9 protein-coding genes and 2 pseudogenes are annotated in these 17,660 nt (G+C 59.8%); 6 read left to right on the top strand and 5 right to left on the bottom strand.

Going from position 1 to position 17,660, the window contains the following annotated elements; all coding sequences use genetic code 11:
• The first annotated feature begins 487 nt into the window (after window positions 1-487).
• Window positions 488-3,838, top strand: a complete 3,351-nt coding sequence (locus tag AYK65_RS18305) for a DEAD/DEAH box helicase (protein WP_139793229.1) — start codon at window positions 488-490, stop codon at window positions 3,836-3,838.
• A 666-nt stretch (window positions 3,839-4,504) separates the two neighbouring features.
• Entirely contained in the window at window positions 4,505-4,627 is a 123-nt protein-coding gene (locus AYK65_RS33490) for a hypothetical protein (RefSeq protein WP_275531670.1), read from the top strand.
• Window positions 4,628-4,653: 26 nt separating this feature from the next.
• On the opposite strand, the gene AYK65_RS32470 is transcribed toward AYK65_RS33490, so the two are convergent.
• A complete protein-coding gene (locus tag AYK65_RS32470) occupies window positions 4,654-5,364 on the bottom strand; it encodes a hypothetical protein (protein WP_244560010.1) in 711 nt (236 codons plus the stop codon).
• 178 nt (window positions 5,365-5,542) lie between these two features.
• Between AYK65_RS32470 and istA the strand changes: the two genes are divergently transcribed.
• From istA to AYK65_RS18330, 4 genes and pseudogenes are all read left to right on the top strand, one after another.
• Window positions 5,543-7,093: an IS21 family transposase gene (gene istA / locus AYK65_RS18315; RefSeq protein WP_081159354.1), complete on the top strand. Its 1,551-nt coding sequence runs from the start codon at window positions 5,543-5,545 to the stop codon at window positions 7,091-7,093.
• Between the two features lie 16 nt (window positions 7,094-7,109).
• Window positions 7,110-7,886, top strand: coding sequence for an IS21-like element helper ATPase IstB (istB, locus tag AYK65_RS18320; protein WP_081159356.1), 777 nt, complete (start codon window positions 7,110-7,112; stop codon window positions 7,884-7,886).
• 103 nt (window positions 7,887-7,989) lie between these two features.
• Window positions 7,990-8,136, top strand: a pseudogene (locus AYK65_RS18325) (LysR family transcriptional regulator); the annotation flags it as partial.
• A 307-nt stretch (window positions 8,137-8,443) separates the two neighbouring features.
• A pseudogene (locus AYK65_RS18330) lies at window positions 8,444-8,747 on the top strand (IS66 family transposase); the annotation flags it as partial.
• A 99-nt stretch (window positions 8,748-8,846) separates the two neighbouring features.
• On the opposite strand, the gene AYK65_RS18335 reads toward AYK65_RS18330, so the two are convergent.
• The 4 genes from AYK65_RS18335 to AYK65_RS18350 form a co-directional block, all read right to left on the bottom strand.
• Complete coding sequence (locus tag AYK65_RS18335; RefSeq protein WP_081159358.1) at window positions 8,847-12,125, bottom strand: ATP-binding protein; 3,279 nt, start codon at window positions 12,123-12,125, stop codon at window positions 8,847-8,849.
• A 128-nt stretch (window positions 12,126-12,253) separates the two neighbouring features.
• Complete coding sequence (locus tag AYK65_RS18340) at window positions 12,254-13,708, bottom strand: hypothetical protein (RefSeq protein ID WP_244560011.1); 1,455 nt, start codon at window positions 13,706-13,708, stop codon at window positions 12,254-12,256.
• A 370-nt stretch (window positions 13,709-14,078) separates the two neighbouring features.
• On the bottom strand, window positions 14,079-14,714 hold the full coding sequence (locus AYK65_RS18345) for a nuclear transport factor 2 family protein (RefSeq protein WP_081159361.1): 636 nt from the start codon (window positions 14,712-14,714) through the stop codon (window positions 14,079-14,081).
• 42 nt (window positions 14,715-14,756) lie between these two features.
• Entirely contained in the window at window positions 14,757-17,387 is a 2,631-nt protein-coding gene (locus tag AYK65_RS18350) for a S8 family serine peptidase (protein ID WP_244560012.1), read from the bottom strand.
• Window positions 17,388-17,660: the final 273 nt, after the last annotated feature.

Raw genomic sequence — 17,660 nt, forward strand, 5'->3', positions numbered from 1 at the left:
TGACTTTCTGGCTTTTTTGAAGCCTTGAGTGGGCAGTCACGATGTCCGCCTTGAAATCCGCAGGGGAGCGAGTGAACTGCCAGTCGTAAAGGGAACCGGAAGCGCCAATTCCTTCAGAGAGGCGCCCCCGTGGCATATCGAACAATGTTTGGCGGTGACCGAAACGACCGAAATCGAGCCGGTTGCGGATTGGCGCGTTCTGGGATCCTAAACCGGTCGTTCCCGCGTCCTGGGCGAATCTGAACTTTCGGCCCAAAGCCGACCTTTAGGAGGACCGCAGCGAACAGTGGCCATCATTCCAGACAGCCATGCACGAAGACTGAGACCGGAGCACCCGACGGTGCAGGTGGGACTATCTTCATCAGCTTCGGGGGAAATCGGACCGCTGCATGGACGTCCTTTCTCTCGCAATAATAAGGTGTTACTGCTTCAACTTTGGGGCGAGCTCTAAACAGTGGCGTCGCATTGCTCAGGCTAGGAAACCAAAGTGACTTTGAGAGAACTCATTAGAGATGAGCGTACATCGATACGGCAGGATGGGATTGATGGTGCAGCCTATGGGCGGGGAATGCGCCATCTCGGAGGCTACAGCTTTTGGGATGGCGAGGACGGTGCGCCGCGCCTGTGGGAACACCAACAAGCAGCGATCGCTACGGTTGTCGCCTACCTGAATGGGGACAAGGCGATCCCAGAGCGGCCCGAGCAAAAAGAAGCAGCACTTCTCAAACTTCCAACAGGGACCGGCAAATCCGGCATCATCGCCGTGCTCGCGCGCTGTCTTCCCGACGTACGCCGCGTACTGGTACTCACGCCCCGCACAGCGCTGACCGAACAGCTTATAGCGGACATTCGCTATCGCTTCTGGAAGCATTTGGGCTTCGAGCATGAGGGAACGGCGCTTTTTACTGCCGTGGCGGAACAGTTCGGCAATGCCTTGGAAAGCGTGTATGTCGAGCAATTCCTGCCTAGGAACGTAGGCATGATCGCGCAGCACCTCGCCGAACCGGACTCCGATCGGGCAGTCCTCGTCGGCACCCATCAGGCTCTCGGTGATATCCGCAAGACAGCACATGACCCCGACGCTGGCGGTTCCCAGGACGCGGCGACCCTTCTTGCCCATATCCGTGACCAGTTCGATCTTGTGATCGTCGATGAAGGCCACTATGAGCCTGCAATCTCGTGGTCACGCGGCGTTCGCGAATTCAATCTGCCGACTGTTCTGTTAAGCGCAACGCCTTACCGGAACGATTACAAATCGTTCCGTGTGCGCGGGCGCTATCTTTTCAATTTCCCTTACCGGCAGGCTGTTGACGGGCGTATTATCCGTCCTGCCGACATCATCGTGCCTCACGGCGACGACAGGCCCGTAGGGCGGGAAGCCGCAATCCCGCAGTTTGTCGGCATTCTGCACCATGAATTGCCGGACCGCCTGCGTGAGGCCGAGCGCTGGTTTCGGAACGGTGAAACGCCAAAAGTCATGGTGCGCGGTGACGATCTCGAGACCCTCACGCTTTTGCAGACTGAGATTAACCGCGTCTTCCGGACCCGCGCCGTCGTTATTCATGACCGGGCCAAAAAGACGCTCGGGAACAGGGACATGTTCACCAGTGTAGGGTCGGCTCTTCGGTCGCGCGCCGACGCGCAGTTCTGGATTCACCAGAACAAGCTCATGGAGGGGATCGACGATCCGTCATTTGTTGCCGTCGCCATCTTCGACCTTATGGGAAATGCACGTCAGCTTGTGCAGCAGATTGGACGTGCGACCAGACATTCGAACGGCGAAGACGGTGTGCCGCAGACCGGTTGGATTCTTTCCACGCCTGCCAATGCCGAGCGCATTCGAACTGCGTGGGAGCGTTACCAAGGTTACGAGGATTATGCGGCACGGAATACGGCGCACATCGTCACGAACGAAGTCACGTTACCGGACCGCCTGCTCGAGTATATGGCCGAGTACCAGTACATCAGCGGTGAATTTCGGGGGCGCTTCGAGTTTGAGCAGCCGCTGGCCGCCGGTGACATCCAGCTTCCCCGGACCGCCGCCGTGCTGCGAACAGCCGTGCCGCTTCCCGACATCCGCGCGTTTGGCACGGTGATCGAGGAAGCCATCATGGACAAGGACCGGTTCAAGATCACGCCGATCGAAGGGATGCCGCAAGGGTCGATGGGCTTTTCCTATTATGCATGGCGAAACTCGCCGTACCTGATTGACCGCTTCTTTTCCGAATGGAAGCTCGGGATATTCCTTGCCGTCCAGCAGGGCGAATTCGTTTTTATGCACGATACCGAAGGCCTGGTGGTCGATGTGGACGGCCTTCCCCTCAAACGTGCGGCCCGGTCTGTCATGGAGAAGGCATTTCCCGAAGACGAAGACAACCCGTCTCGACTTTCCCGCATCTCATTTTCCTCGCTCGACATGTCTCAACATGCAATCCGGGCAATGGCGCTGCGCACCCGTTCCTTTGCGGATGCCTTTACCGATTTGCTCGATCCCTCACTGGTTCCTGCAACTGCCGCCGGTTTTGTGAACGGGACCGCGCGGTACGTTGGCTTTAACCGCTCGCGCCTCCGCGATGGTTCTGAGCGCTATATTCCGGTTGAAGACTATATTTCGTGGACGGCAGAAATTGCCGCTGATTTCACGGATGCTGATAGGACGCGGAACCGTGTCTTTGGGCGCTACGCAGCGTTGGTCGAAGATATTACCGACCACGAAGCCCGGCCGGTTTCGATCTTGCTTGACCCATCGCTTGACGATATGCGGGACGACGAGGTCGGGGTGGCGACTTGGGTTCTCCATGACGGCATAGATTATTTTGATCTGTGTGCCGAGGTGGACGGCGCTACCGGCGACTTCACAATCCAGATCGGTGAAGAGGATGTGCCGTGCAGCGTGGAGTTCGTTCCTGAGACGCGCAAATACAGGCTCACCAGCACCAGGCTGGATGAGCTTGCTCCGGCGCCGGAAGGGGACGGCAGGAGCCAGGCGCTGACACTCGTTCAGCGGCTTAATAAAGGGCAGGCCTTCCGCATTCTCACGCAGCGTGACAGCGTTGTGTATTCGGAGGGCAGTTTCTACGAGCCGAAGATGCAGTGGGTCCAGGACGGTGACACCAAGCCAGTTCTCGAATATGTCCACGAATCGACTACTCTTGATGCTGTCGAGAGCGAGAAGGGCGAGAACGACTACGCGGCCGACCGCGGCAATTGGTACAGGCAATCCATTTTCGGTCTCTTTTCGGTAACTTGCGACGGCCAGCGCGTTGCGAACGGGATCGCGGACGACAAACTAACCGCTGCAATTGAAGGGCTTCCTGTCTGGTTTTGTGACGACGACAACCGTGAAGCCGCGGATTTCATTGGGGTTGATCCTGATGCCAAAAAGATCGTGCTTGTCCACGCCAAGGTTGGCGATCAAGGGCAGCGAGGTCACGGTTTCAACGTTGGCGGATTGCAGGATGTGGGACGGCAGGCGCTTGCCAGCCTAGGCTTTATCTCGCGAGGGCAGCCGTCCCCGGTCTGGACGCCCGAGCGGTGGCAAGCCGATGTACAAGCCAATAGGGTTAGACTGAATGGCCGCAACCGCATCTTTAGCAATCCGGACGGTCTCACCACCGCACAACTCAACGATCTGCTCCACGCGTCGTGTCGCAACCCGTCCTTCGATCGTGAAATCTGGATCGTCGGCGCAAAGATGGCGCGCAGGGAAGCGCTCGTGGACGGTCTGGACGAAACACCATGGGAGAACCGTCTGCGGCAGTTCCTTATGCACTGGGACGCCATGCAGACTGCGTGTGCCAGAGCGAATACCCGACTCAGATTTTATTGCTCTACTTGAGCTCGCTATTGGACTTCCGCTGACGGGGCTCCCTTGAACCGAGCCAATCCCGAAGGCTCGCGTCGGCTATGCGCAGCGATCCTGCGCGAGGTCGATGGTCTTCTGGGGGCACTAAGCAGATCGGATGGCCGTTTGTCAGGCTCGAACAGCGAGTCAACAAACGGCCGATGGCCGTTTTTGAATGGCCGCTGGTTCTAGGCGAGCTTCTCGGCCGCTCATATCCACACAAGAACTGACAAGGATCGAATGACCGATCTGTCCGCTGAGCATACGCTTGAACAAGGCGCGGCGGACGTCCCATTCCTGCCCTTCAAATGGTCCCGGGAATAGCGGATGGCAGCTTCCGGTCACCGCGCCGAAGAGCCTTTTTGAAGACCGGGATGAAGGCGCAAACCTGCCGTCCCCGCGCAACGAATTGGCAGTCCTCTTCGTGCTAAAATTGAGCCCTAGATCGCATCCGACGCCAAAGTTCACAGCGGTTGAAGGGAGCGTTCTTCACCAGCGCCGTGCACGGCTTGTTGCGAACATGTTCACGTTTTGGCAAAGAGGATGGTGTAACGGGCGGACCCGGCCCGCCCGGTTTGAAGGGCCGGTGGTCGTCCCTCACAATGATGGGTGTCGCGGAGTCAGGAGTGGCCTGCTCCATAGCAGCACGGAGAGACGACGATGAAAGAGTATGCCGGCATCGACGTATCACTGGAATACGCAAGTGTGTGCGTGGTGCATGCGGATTGTCGCCTGGCACTTAAATTTGAGAATGCGCCTGTTTCAGCTGGGTTTGGCATTTAAAACTGAGAATCCGACCGGTTGGATTCTCAAATTAACTGCAATTGCGAAGACGCCATCGATCTGGATGCAGGGGTCATGATCTCGTCGATAGCGCTGCTGAATCGCGCTTGGTTCTGACCCATCATATTCGCACGCAGCATTTTGAGCATCTCTGGCCCAGCTCGCTCGACGATGGCTGCGCCGGCTAGCAGAGCTGGTCGCAGATTCAGCGGCAGGATCGGACTTGCCGGTGTCGGCAGGCTCCTCCGTTCGATGACATCATCGAGATCTGGAATGATTGCGCCGAGCACCCTGAATCGCCACGGTTCGTACCCTCGGGGAAGGGGCCTCGGCACGCGTCGCATCAGCAGCAGGCGCGCGATCTCGGCCGGCGATGTCCAGGTTCGGACACCGCGCTCGGCTTCATCGTCGAGGAGCCGTTCTCCTATCAGCGCAGCACCACGGTAGCGGTCGAACGGAGAAGGGCGGTCATGCTCGGCTGAGTGCCGGAGCACGTCGCCGCAAAGCGGACAGGTGATGCGCCAGCCGAGGAGCTGGCTGCGAAGGATAGGCCTCGGTTCGTGGTCACCCGGATGACAGGCTGAGCAAGACTGCAGCGGCCTGGCTGCAATCAGGCGTCGCGACGTTTGCGCGATATTCGAAAAGGTCATACGACGCACGGTGGCCGGTTCGGTGGAGAACATGGCGGCGAGGCGGATGACCTTATCACCGTTCAGGTCGCGATCGACCCCGTGCAAAGACTGCGTGTTTCAGTAAATCCCGGACACCGATTTCAGTAAATCGCGGACAGCAATTTCGCTAAGTCCCGGACAGCGATTCCACTAAGTCCCGGACAGTTACCGGGCGGATTTGATGGTCGGTCCTCGGCTGCGCCGTTCTGGCAATCTGGCCTCTCACGAGACGTTGAGAGGGGCCATGCCAAGACGGAAGCAAGCGAGACGAACGAGCGTGAGGGACATCCGGACGATCCTGCGCCTGACCTATGAACAGGGTCTGTCGGTGCGCGACGTGGCCGAGCGGCTGAAGATCGGCAAGACCTCGGTTTCGACCTATTTGCTGCGGGCGCGGGAGGCGGGGCTGTCGAGCTGGCCGTTGGCGCCGGCCTACGATGACGATGCGGCGCTGGAACGGCGTCTGTTTCACCGAATGGGCCGCCCGCCGCAGGACCTGAGGGAGCCGGACTGGGCGCTGGTTGCCCGGGAGCTGAAGCGCGAAGGGGTGACGCTGACACTTCTGTGGCAGGAATATCGCGCCGCCCATCCCGACGGCTACGGCTTCACGTGGTTCTGCGACCGGTTCGCCGCCTTCCGGCGGCGGGCGAGCCCGACGTTCCGCAACCGGCATGCGGCGGGCGCCGTGATGCAGACCGACTATGCCGGGCAGACGGTGCCGGTGATCGATCCGGCGACCGGCGTCATTTTCCCGGCGCAGATCTTTGTCGCGGTGCTGGGCGCCTCCAACCTGACCTTCGCCTTTGCCAGCTTCAGTCAAAAGCTGCCCGATTGGATCGACGGCCAGGTGCGGGCGCTTGCCTTCTTCGGCGGGGTCACCAAGGCGATCGTCTGCGACAATCTGAAGGCGGCGGTCGCCAGGGCGCTGTGGTTCGAGCCGACGCTGAACGCGACCTTTGCCGCGATGGCCGAGCATTACGACACCACGATCCTGCCAACCCGCAGCCGAAAGCCGCGCGACAAGGGCAAGGTCGAGGGCGCGGTGCTGATCGTCGAGCGCTGGATTCTCGCCCGGCTCAGGAACCGGACGTTCTTCTCGCTGGCCGAGCTCAATTCGGCGATCGCCGAACTGCTCGAGGAGTTGAACAACCGGCCAATGCGCCATGTCGGCAAAAGCCGCCGCGAACTGTTCGAGGAGATCGAGCGGGCAGCCTTAAGGCCGCTGCCGGCAACGCCGTTCGAATACGCGGAATGGAAATCGGCGAAGGTCCATCCCGACTACCATGTCGAGGTCGACAAGACCTTTTATTCGGTGCCGCATCGGCTGATCGGCCGCACCGTCCAGCTCCGGCTCACCCATCGGGTGGTCGAGATCTTCCACGATCACCAGCGCGTCGCCAGCCATGTCCGTCGTTCGCAACGCTCCGGTCATGTCACCGTCAACGCCCACATGCCGAAGGCGCATCAGCGTTACGCCAACACGACGCCGGCCACCTTGATCGCTCGGGCCGCAAAAATCGGGCCCAACGCCGCCATCCTGGTCGAGCGCCTGATGCGCGACCGGCCGCATCCGGAACAGGGATACCGCGCCGCCATGGGCATCCTGTCGCTTTCGCCGCGCTATGGGCAGGAGCGCACGGAGGCGGCCTGCGAGCGGGCGCTCACGATCAACGCGACCACCTACGCCTCCGTCACCGCCATTCTCAAATCCGGCCTCGACCGGGCGAGCACCACAGAGCCGGCAAAGCCGACGCCGGCGCACGGCAACATCCGCGGCAGCAGCTATTACCAGTGAAGGAAAGGAAGAAAGAATGCTGACCAACCCGACACTCGACCAGATGCAGGCGCTCGGCCTGGCTGGCATGGCCGCCGCCTGGCGGCAGCTGGCCGAGCAGACCAACGCCCAAGAGCTCAGCCGCGACGAGTGGCTCGGCCTGATGCTCGACCGCGAGATCGCCATGCGTGCCGACAAGCGCGTCCGGAACCGGCTCGCCTCAGCCAAGCTGCGCTTTCCCGAGGCCTCTATCGAAGACATCGATTTTGCCGCGCCGCGCGGGCTGGACCGCCGCAACACCCTGGCGCTCGCGCAGGGCGAATGGCTGAAGACGCATGAGAATTTGATCGTCACCGGCCAGACCGGCACCGGAAAGTCATGGCTGGCCTGTGCCTTCGGCCGCCAGGCGGCACGGCTCGATCATTCCGTGCTCTACGTGCGCGTTCCACGGCTCTTCGAGGACCTGGCGCTCGCCCGCCTTGATGGCCGCTATCCCCGGCTGATCGACAAGCTCACGCGCGTGCAGCTCCTCATCCTCGACGACTTCGGAACCCACTCCCTCACCGACCAGCAGCGCTTCCATCTGTTCGAAATCGTTGAGGAACGCTATCGGCGCAAGTCCACTCTGATCACCGCCCAGGTCCCGGTGGCCAGATGGCATGACCTGATCGCAGACCCCACCGTCGCCGACGCCATTCTCGACAGGATCGTTCACAACGCCCATCGCATCACCCTCCACGGCGACAGCATGCGAAAGCAAAAGGCGCCGCCGCTCTTGACCGGCGACGAAAACGGCGAAATCAATCACCCATGAAGACAACCAGGCACCCGAGGACCACCGCCGCAAAACTGTTCGCGACTTAGTGAAACGAATGTCCGCGACTTAGCGGAATCCCTGTCCGGCTTTTGCGAAATGCGCACCGAACCGCAATTTCGAGCTCCGCAAGGTGAGGGGCGTCGATTTCCGCATCGGACTCGGGGTCGCCTGGAACAAGGAGGACCCGACCGCCGGCCGCGACGACATCATCGATATTGCCCGCTCGCTGGCGCGGCCGGGAAGGTGAGGGGAGGTGGATTCGCCTGCCCGAAGCGGAGCAGCTTGCCGGAGGCAGTCGGTCCCGGTTTCCGCGCCCTGCACAAAACCTCCTGCGGCTACCCTTTTAATCGGTCAAGCTGCGCGTGAACGGGGCTCCGGCGGCAGGGCTTGCGCCTAGTATGCTCTTCTACGCTTGAGTGCTGGTTGCCTGTGCCTTGAACATCTCCACGTCCTAACCGAACCGCCATTGAGGATTGCCTCACGGGTTGAACAAACCTGCAGGAATCCCCTGATAAGGGCGTTTGAGAACAGAAGCAGTAGCGCCGAGCCAGCTCTGCCGGAGACATGTGCGTCGGCGCTTCTATGAACTGGCGGCGGCCGGTCCCGCGCCTATTGCAGCGAAGCGCTCAGGCGCATCGCCGAACTCTACAAGATCGAGGACGATATCCGGACAAGACTCACGAGGAACGCTGCATCGTCCGGCAGGAAATGAGCCGCCCGATCATCGACAGCCTCGCACCATGGCTGACCGAACAACTCGCTCTCATCAGCCAGAAGACAAAGCTCGCCGAAGCCATCCGCTACACGCTCTCGCGCTGGGACGGGCTCACCCGCTTCATCGACGACGGCCGTATCGAGCCGCGGTTGGCCTCGCTTGAGGTTGAAGCCATACCCCTTTCCGCTGTCCTAAATGTTTACGTGACATCACCTGAGAAAGTTCACGGTTAGCAACAATAATCAGGCGAGTCGCGAAGTGAACGGGCGTCGCCCCCTTGGCCTGCGCTTGAGCTCTGCGGGGACTAGTTCAAAGTCACTGGCAATCTTAAATTGTCGCCCAAGCGTATCCCAAAGGGAAGCCAGGCTTTGAGTCGCCTTAATTTCCCAGGTCTTCGCACCTTGCTCGCGCGCTATATTTATGGCTTCACGGAATGACGCCTCCGCTCCCACGGGGTCGTCTTCCAACTGCAGCTGGACCTCGCCGCGAAGCCGAGTGAGTTCTGCGGCAAAATAGTACTCACCGGTACTTACGGCATGCTCGAGTCCCTGTTCAATTGCTGCGACGGCCTTTCCTAAATTACCTGATTGTATGTAGGCACTAGCAAGCAGCCCCAAGTAGCAGGACTTATCGATCTTTTGCTCTCCGAGACGATCGCAAACTGTTTGCATGCTCTGCAAGCCAGCGGGGTCATGACTCGCACTCTCCACGGCCCAGGCCGTGAAGAAATTTCCCATATTTTCCCAAAGGTTAAGACCATGGTCATGTGCGAGTGGAACCAGCTCCTCGGTCGCCTCTTTTAGTTTCGCAGTGTTGTTCTGTAGAGCAAGCAGTATGCAACCGTTACCCAGGCAAGCAGACAGCCTATATTCCCATCGCTCGACCCGAGCCGCGGCTTGCCTGCGCGTCACGGCTTCCGCCTTACTATACTGCTCAAGTGCCTGCCTCGGGTGGCCAAGAAGGTGCATTGTCCAGGAAAGGTACAGATAGGCCATGCTCGGGAAATCGCTGCCAATCAAATTGGCCTGCGCCTCATAGCCGAGCGACCGTTCGAGGTAGCGGCGGGCGCCTCTGAAATTGCCGCCACAAAAGATGCTCATGCCCTTAAACTGAAGCCCAAGGACCCGCGCTCTGAGGCTGTCACTTTTTCTTCCAATTTCGATCAACTGATCGCTGGCCCATTCGGCATCGGTGAAACGGGCGGAGTTGAAGGCGGTGCCGAACAGTCCGTCCAAAGCGCTGATCAGCGCCTCGGAATCCCCAAGCTCCTCGCTAAGGCGCATGGCGTTGCGATAGGCCGTACTACCTTCGCGTGTGACATATCCGAACGTAGCATAGAGAACATCCCCTCGCTCAAGTTCGAAGCGCAGAGCCTTTTCGCTGCGCATCCGCGAAGCCGGCAGCCGTTCGAGGCAAGCCAGACCCATCGCGAACATGTTGGCTGCCTCCACCTTGGCCCAGGTCTTTGCAACATTGCGGCCAGCGGATAACCAGCAGTCGGCCGCGCGCTCAAACATACCAGCCTCTGCGAAATGTTGGGCAAGCAGCTCCGGATGTTCTGCCGCATTCTTTGGGTCCAGGCTTTCGATGGCTTGCGCTACCAGTCGATGCAGTTCCTGGCGGCGCTCGCGCACCAGCGTGCTACGGGCCGCTTCCTGCAGAAGGGCGTGCGTGAATGCGTACGAGGATCGATTTGCGAAAAGCTGAGGTGCAACAAGCCCTGCCTCTGTCAGCCGCACAATCGCGGAACCGAGAGCCCGCCTCGACAGACCGCAGAGATGGGCCAGTAGCTTGAGATCGAACTCGCGGCCAATGACCGCGGCCATCTGCAAAATCGCCTTGCCGGACCCCAGCTTGTCCAAGCGCGACAGCAAGGACAGTTGCAAGACCCGGGGAACGCGGATGTCAGATTTAGGAGCCTCTTGCTCTTGAGGGTCGTGAGGCAGCCCCGTCTCCATGGCCGCGCGCGTAAGTTCTTCGACATAAAGTGGCACGCCTTCGGCCTTGTTCAGGACGCGTGCGCGGACCTCTTCCGACAGATTTGCGCCCGCCGCTACGTCATGAACCAGCGTCTGGGACTCGCGGCGGCTCAGGCGCTTTAGTTGCATTTCGAATACATGTCTGGCTTTTCTGCCCGTCTCGGCGGACTTTCCGCGGCTGGTGACCAATATCAGCATTGGGTGCGCGGGCGCCTCGTTGATAAGCACATCTAGGACGTCGCGCGACGATGGATCAATCCATTGCTCATCCTCGAACGTGGCGAGGACGGGATTGAGCTGAGCGACATGGTGCAACCAGTCCACCAGGACCCGGCGAGAAATGGCCTGTTGGCGTCCGGAGCTCAACTCCACAGGCGCGGGACCTGGCTGGGGAACGGGCACCTGCGGAATGGACAAGAGTCTTTCGAATATCGGCAGCGATACCTCTTTCGAAACACTACTCGTTGCCAGAATGGTCTCGAGTCGGGACCGCGTAACGTGTGGCGGATCCCCGTCCCGGATGCCAGCATAGCGTTTCAGGAGGTTGAGAAATGGATAGAAGGCACTGTTTGAGAAAGTTGCCGAGCATTGAAGGGACAGATGCGTGCATCGCGCAATCCGCTGCTGGACCTCGAAAGCGAGGCGGGATTTTCCGATACCGGGTTCCCCGGACAGAAAAACGACCCGACCGCGACGTTCCGCGACCACCTTGTCCCAATGAGTGACGAGCTTCCGCAGTTGCGCGCTTCGGGCGACAAGCCTGAATAATCGGGTCTTCTTGGCAAACCGGCTTTCGAGGATTCTTGGACGTTCGACACGCCAGACCCGGAGTTCGGGCAATCCCTTCAGCGAGTGCAGCCCTATGTCGGTGAATTCGAACGCGCCTGTTGTGGCATTGTAAGTATGCTGATCCGTCAGGACGGTTTGAGGAAGCGCGAGAGCCTGCAACCTTTGAGCCAGGCTAGGAAGAGGGCCATAAGGCACAGGGGGTCCGCCCTTGTTTGCGCCGAGAAGCTTGGCCACCACCGCAAGGCCGCTTGCAACTCCGATTCGCACTTGGACCGGTGGACCACCGGAGACATCGATGCTTGGGGCGATTTGTACGATGTCCAGCGCCGCCTGCACGGCACGGTCGGCGTCGTCCTCCTCCGTAAACGGATATCCGAATAACGCCAGAAGAGCATCGCCACTGTAATTTACAATCATGCCACTGCGGCTTCTCACTATGTTGGTACACCGCTGAAGATAGGTTTCCGTCAATATCTGGAAATCTTCCGGTTCCAGCCGAACAGCGTACTCCGTAGAGTTTACGAGATCACAGAACAGAATGGTTATCTGCCTCCGCTCCGGCGGGCGATCTGCCTCGTTCAGCAATTTGATGGCGGCCAGTATTTTCTTGCGTGGACCAGGCGGGATTTGCATTTCCTGCAATTCCTGGTCCGAAAGGGAACGCAGGGCGTCAAAGTCCAACTGGAAGAGCGCGAATGTACTTACGAACTGCTGGAGCCCCAAGCCGCCGAGCCATTTCGCAACGTCGTCCATCGTAGAGCTCCCAATCGGCAGCCTATAGCTCTCATCGAGCGGTCAGTGTCGCACAATAGGCCACACAACGATGTGACTGGCCCAAGCGCCTGTCAACCCAAAGGAGCGGACGAATATTGAGGCGGCGGTCACCCGCAGGGAACGTCGGCATAGAGCAGATGATCTATCGATCCATAAACGATGTTGCTCTGATCAAAGCAAAACCGCTTCGGTAAAACTCGCACGAGATAACGCTGACCGCAGACCGCGGGCAGATACAGTTCGAACAGCCGAGGCGATCTGGACGGGGCAGGTTCCGTCCAACGCGCGTGCCCCGCATAGGAGATATTCTGAATGAGCCTTGCCGTGGGGGAGACGGCGATCCCTTGCCTGACGGGGGTAAAGCCTGCGCCCCGGGCATCCTCCATGGCCGGATAGCCGGCTCCGGGAGCGCCGGCGTACGCCGTGATCGCCTGTTGGCCCATCGCCACATTGAATCGCACATCATCGCGTTCGGGAACCCCGCCGTAGTCGTTGACATATTTCCAGCTGACACGAAGCGCGCGATTGGCATTGATCTCGTCAATCGGTGCCGGCAGGACTTCGATGCCAGCGTCGATGACCCTGGCGCCATCTGTCTCCGGAGCGGGACAGGGCGTGTAGAGAGGCCGATAGCCGCACTCCGCCCCGCCGGCCCCCCACAGGCAGGTGCTCAACGTCTTCCAGTCCGAGCCATCTATTTCAGGAGCCGTGTTGGAGAGTATGTTACCATCCCCGGGGACCATCCACGGGTGGATCTTGCCATCGCCTCTTCGGCGCGCCCAATCAGTCCTGTGCCGGTCAATCCGCTGGAGTGTCTTTTTTTCGTCCCGAAGAACGAGCGTCTGCCCCCAGCCGGGATTGGCTATGAATGGCTGGCGCCCGACGGCATCGGCAGCCAGGCGCCTGCCTGTCAGCTGTGTCGTCAACGTGTGGCAGTTCGTGCAGTTCCCGGTCGGATCCCGCACCGTTCTGGCACCCGCGATGTCCCCCCCGTATTTGCTGGTGTATCCGGAACCGATGATGCGGAAGGGAGCCCCTTCGAGGCGGGATCTTTCGGGCAAATAGTCACCGAGACCAAATGCAACGGCACGAGCATCGCTGCCTCCGAGAAAATACCCGACCCGTGACTGTCCGACGTGCGGATCGATGACGTAGGGACTTTTGTTGTCATGACACGAATGGCATCGGATCTGAAATGTCGGATCGTATAGCGCTGCCGCAGCCGCCCGCCCGGTGGCATCGGTGTAAGAGTGGCCGCCTGGGGGAACAAAGGGCTTCGACCAGTCGAACCCGGCTCGATCCTTACGCCCGTCAAAGAAGACGATCTCGCCGGAGTTCTTGTTAAAGCCGATCGTGCCGAGGAGCGCAAAGCGCGGGTCGGAACTTTGCCAAAAGGGATCACTCGCGACCTCCTGGCTGCTGTTCGACTTACGGCAGAAGAACAGCCATTCCACATTGCCGCGAACAACACGATGCAAGCGCGAGTTCAGCCCGCAATAGGCGACAGTGCCGGCCAGCGAAGGCTTGTCGCATTTTGGGATGCTCGTGGTCCATTTGACCACGTTGCCGGAAACGTCCCTATGCTGAAACTCTAGGACGCGGCCGGGCTTGTCTGGATTGGGGACCAGATCGACAATGTTGCCGTCGACTTCGAGCGGAAAGATTCTCGCATCCGGGCTCCCACAGTCTGCTTCGGGAATCGGCCCGAAGACAGCGCGAGCCTCATCGCCAAACCGTGTGACGGAGTCGGTGCTTTGGGAAGCCGGCTCCCAGAATATGTCGCCATTCCAGCGCCGCAAGGCGTCGGCGAAGGACTCGTCCGAGATCGCGCCGGGCCGCTCCGATCCATCGGTATTGCCTGCAAGACCGGCCAAGACGAGTGCCCCGATGACAGCCGAACCAGCGGCAAGCGTTCTGCGCAGGTGCCGCAACTCACCGTCCCATGGGCTCGAATTCAGGTGTGTCGGCGTAGACAGTCAGCTTCGCAAACCTCCAGATCCCGGAGCCATCCCTTTCGAGGGTGCCTCTTACATCCGCCGTATAGTCCGGCTCAGGCAACACTCGATCGCCGTCGCTTCGTTGAACAGTGACCATCATCGTCGTCTTCGATTCGAGAAAGGCCTGGCTCTTGTCGAGGGCACGCAGAAGCGTGTTGGCGAGAACGTGTCGGGACTGGAAGACATCTTCTGTCTGGTCGAATTCCTGCTTGATCTTCATTTTGATTTCTTCATTCGATGCTGCGACGTAGATCCGAATGTTTCCCTCGCCGGTGCAAACCTCGTAGCTTCCGGTTACGGTAAACAGAGCTGCAAACCGGTCGGGGTCACGCTGATCAAGAGCCCAGGCGTAGCGGCTGAACAGATCGTCGATCTTTTGCCGGTCATCAGACGGCACAGTGACGCCACCCCACTGAGTTTCGATAGCGGCGTCCATTGCAGGCTCCGACTGCTTCTTTGTGCATTCAGCGGCAAATGCCGACTGGCAGGGCGCCAGCAGGATTCCAGCGGCAATGGCCAGTGCCGCCGGAAACGACCGGTTAACGAAGAAAAATTCCTTACGGTCTTCCATGATATCCCCCTTGCTCACAGGTGCAGAATACGCACTCGATATTCACTCAGGCCGAAAGCGCAGGCTCAATCCGCCGATGAGCGTAGTATTCTCCCCCTCCAGCTCCTCCTGTGACAGGGTCACGACGCCTCTGCCGAATGCGTTGCCGATCGTCAGGCTGACAGGAACCTGCTCTAGGGGTTTGAGCTCGAATGGCTTTCCGACCCCAAAAGAATCGATCGAAACCTCCCAGTCGGCCGGCGCCGTCACGCGAAGTTCAGTTCGTATCGGCCTATCGAACGGATTGCGGACAAGGAGACGCTCGACGAAAGAGCGCATCATCGGCAGATTTACATAATTGCGGTGAGTAACGTTATTATCGTTAGGTGTAATCCCGTCGACGAAGAAGCTCGCCTTGGAACCTTGAGAGATCCGATCCTGGGGGGAGTCCACCATCGCGAGCAGACAGAAATGGTTGGATAAAGCCGGGTCAACTGCGGGCGCCGGAAAGTCGAACTGAACGATGCGGGCGGCATCGCCGCTCGTCATTGCTACCGAGGAGCCCGAATAGGCGAGATTTGCGACTGTGCACGTCGTACCGCTTGAGCCGGCACAGTTGAGCGGATGCCATTGCGACGTATCGGTCGAGTCGGCCGGAAAATGCGTCCAAAAGTCGGCGGGTAGCGGCGGCAGCGCCGTGCCGAATTGAGCCCAATGCAGCTTGACCGTTGCCGTTGCGGCCTCTTCTGGGCCGCGGTTACGAATTCGAACATAGGCCCGATTGACGTCGCCGCTCACTGCGCTGGGCGTCTCATCGGGAAAGTTTTCGAACGTCGCGGCGGTCGGCGCCGTTTGATAGGGTGGCGCGTCCACCTTGATGTCCATGCTCTCCCAATGGCCGATCGTGCCGCGCGGGGCCTCGAACAGCGTATTGCTGGGCTGTTCGGTGTTGCCCCAGTCCAGACGGTTGTCGCGCAAAAACAGGTCGACGCCAGCGCGGCCCCCCTGAGCGGCAGAAGCCGCCACGCGTACGGCCTCGAAGGCGTTGAGGCGCCCCCAACCATGGCTAGGTGGGCCGGAGGACGGCGCGCTGCGCCCGTTGCCCGGAGAATACACGCCGACTGAATCCTCGATTTTGTCGGCCGTATCCTGCAGCAGGTGCTGAACCTCCAGCCGAGTGAGACCTGGGCTCGCGGTGAGTACCAAACCCGCCACCCCCGCGGTCAAAGGCGTTGACGACGAAGTGCCAATGAAACAGCGGGTGTAGTCGAGCGCGTCGGCCGGGGGCGAAACCAGCTCAGGGCAGGGGGCAAGGATGTCATTGGTGTTGTATCCTGCAGTTCCCAATATGTCGGTTGAGGTGATCCACAACGTTCCTCTGCCCGAAGAGATAGTTGACAGCCAGGCTGTAGGAGCCAAGAGATCCAGGCATGTTCCAAAGGGGGCAAGATCGTCGATCAAATCCCGGTTGGTCGAACGCCCCACCGCGATCACGCTGTCAAGCGACGGAAGGCGGGAGGAGCTGCAATCGTCGACGTGCGAGTTGCGCATAGCAAGCAAAACGACGCTGCCCAGTCCCGCGCGGCCTGACGTTGCCGCACTATTCAGAGCATTCACGAGCGCCGGAGCCGCAGGATAGCTCCAACTGTTCGATATGACTGCTGCACCGTGGTTCTCAGCGTAGCCGATTGCCGCGGCGACCGTCGAAGCCGCGGATGACGCGCCTATGCGGAGCAGCATCAGACTGCATTGAGGGCAGCTGCCCGCGACACCGGTCGCATTGTTGCCTTTTGCTGCGGCCACGCCGGCTACGGCCGTGCCATGTCTGCTGCCGCTGGCTATATCAGGCCCCGAGGGATCATTGTCATTCTGGACGAAGTCCCAGCCGCTTACTACGTTGGGCTGCAAGTCCGGATGCGTTATCTCGAAGCCGAAGTCGATAATCGCAATCGTTGTAGCGGCTGCACCTTGCTCCATATCCCACGCCAGCGAAGCGTCGATGTCTGCATCCTCCTCACCCATGCCCTGCGCTGTGTTGTGAAGATGCCATTGGTGCCCGAATAACGGATCGTTCGGCAGGAATTCGCGCGGCTCGACGACGGTGATGAAGTCGGGATGCGCAAACTCAACGAGATCAGTCATTGATTGAAACCGGGCGCTGATCTGCAAAGCGTCGGCCTTCGAGGTTTCGTCGACCCGCAAGACAAACTGGTTCGCGGAATAGATACTCGCCTCTACGATCGACACCGAATTCTCGGCGAACAGATCCCGTATCCGCTCGCCCGAAAGCTCCGGCCTGAATTGAACGATGAGGTCGTCGGTGATGATGAGCGGGTTGTCAATGCCAGGCGCCGTCCCGACAATGCCGGCTTGCGCTATCAGCTCGCCGCCCTCCCGTCTCAGGGTGCGTGGAAGCTGAACCAGTTCAGCCCGCTCGTGCGTGCGGCCGATATCGAGGATGTACAGTCCTCCCGGCAATTGGTCCGCGATTTTGTACCCACGGCCGTCCGCGAACTCCCTGACCTTCTCGAAGGTAGCGTCTTCGCGGGAGAGAACGCCAATCCGGCTGGAGTTGATCGCGAGCGGAACCTTTTCGCCCTGCAATTCCAGAAAGTCCGTCAGCTCCTGGCCCGCCGCGTATCCGCCGACCAGCAGCATGACTGTTATTGCTGAAATAACAGTAAGGATCCGCATGGTTTGCCTCCGCGCGATGCTTCCGCGATAAGAGCAACTAGCCACAATGCATTAGAGAAGCCAGATGTCGTTTGCCACTTAACCGTAAGAATGCGGCCGTTTCTTTCTGAGCTGTCCCCCAGCATTTACCTCAGCGCGTTCTTGCGGTTTCCAATGTTACGCGGGTAACGCATTCCTGCGCTCGCCTAGATATAACGTAACTACGAAACGGCGGTGTCTACGCTGGATGGCGATTGTCGTGGCGCATATCAGACGTACGGGCGTTTACCGGTG

Source organism: Ensifer aridi, from assembly GCF_002078505.1.
GTDB classification, from domain to species: domain Bacteria; phylum Pseudomonadota; class Alphaproteobacteria; order Rhizobiales; family Rhizobiaceae; genus Sinorhizobium; species Sinorhizobium aridi.

Coding starts and splice junctions, on each gene's coding strand:
- AYK65_RS33490 (WP_275531670.1), top strand. CDS start 4,505: ATGAAAGAGTATGCCGGCATCGACGTATCACTGGAATACGCAAGTGTG.
- istA (WP_081159354.1), top strand. CDS start 5,543: ATGCCAAGACGGAAGCAAGCGAGACGAACGAGCGTGAGGGACATCCGG.
- AYK65_RS18335 (WP_081159358.1), bottom strand. CDS start 12,125: ATGGACGACGTTGCGAAATGGCTCGGCGGCTTGGGGCTCCAGCAGTTC.
- AYK65_RS18350 (WP_244560012.1), bottom strand. CDS start 17,387: ATGCGGATCCTTACTGTTATTTCAGCAATAACAGTCATGCTGCTGGTC.
- istB (WP_081159356.1), top strand. CDS start 7,110: ATGCTGACCAACCCGACACTCGACCAGATGCAGGCGCTCGGCCTGGCT.
- AYK65_RS18345 (WP_081159361.1), bottom strand. CDS start 14,714: ATGGAAGACCGTAAGGAATTTTTCTTCGTTAACCGGTCGTTTCCGGCG.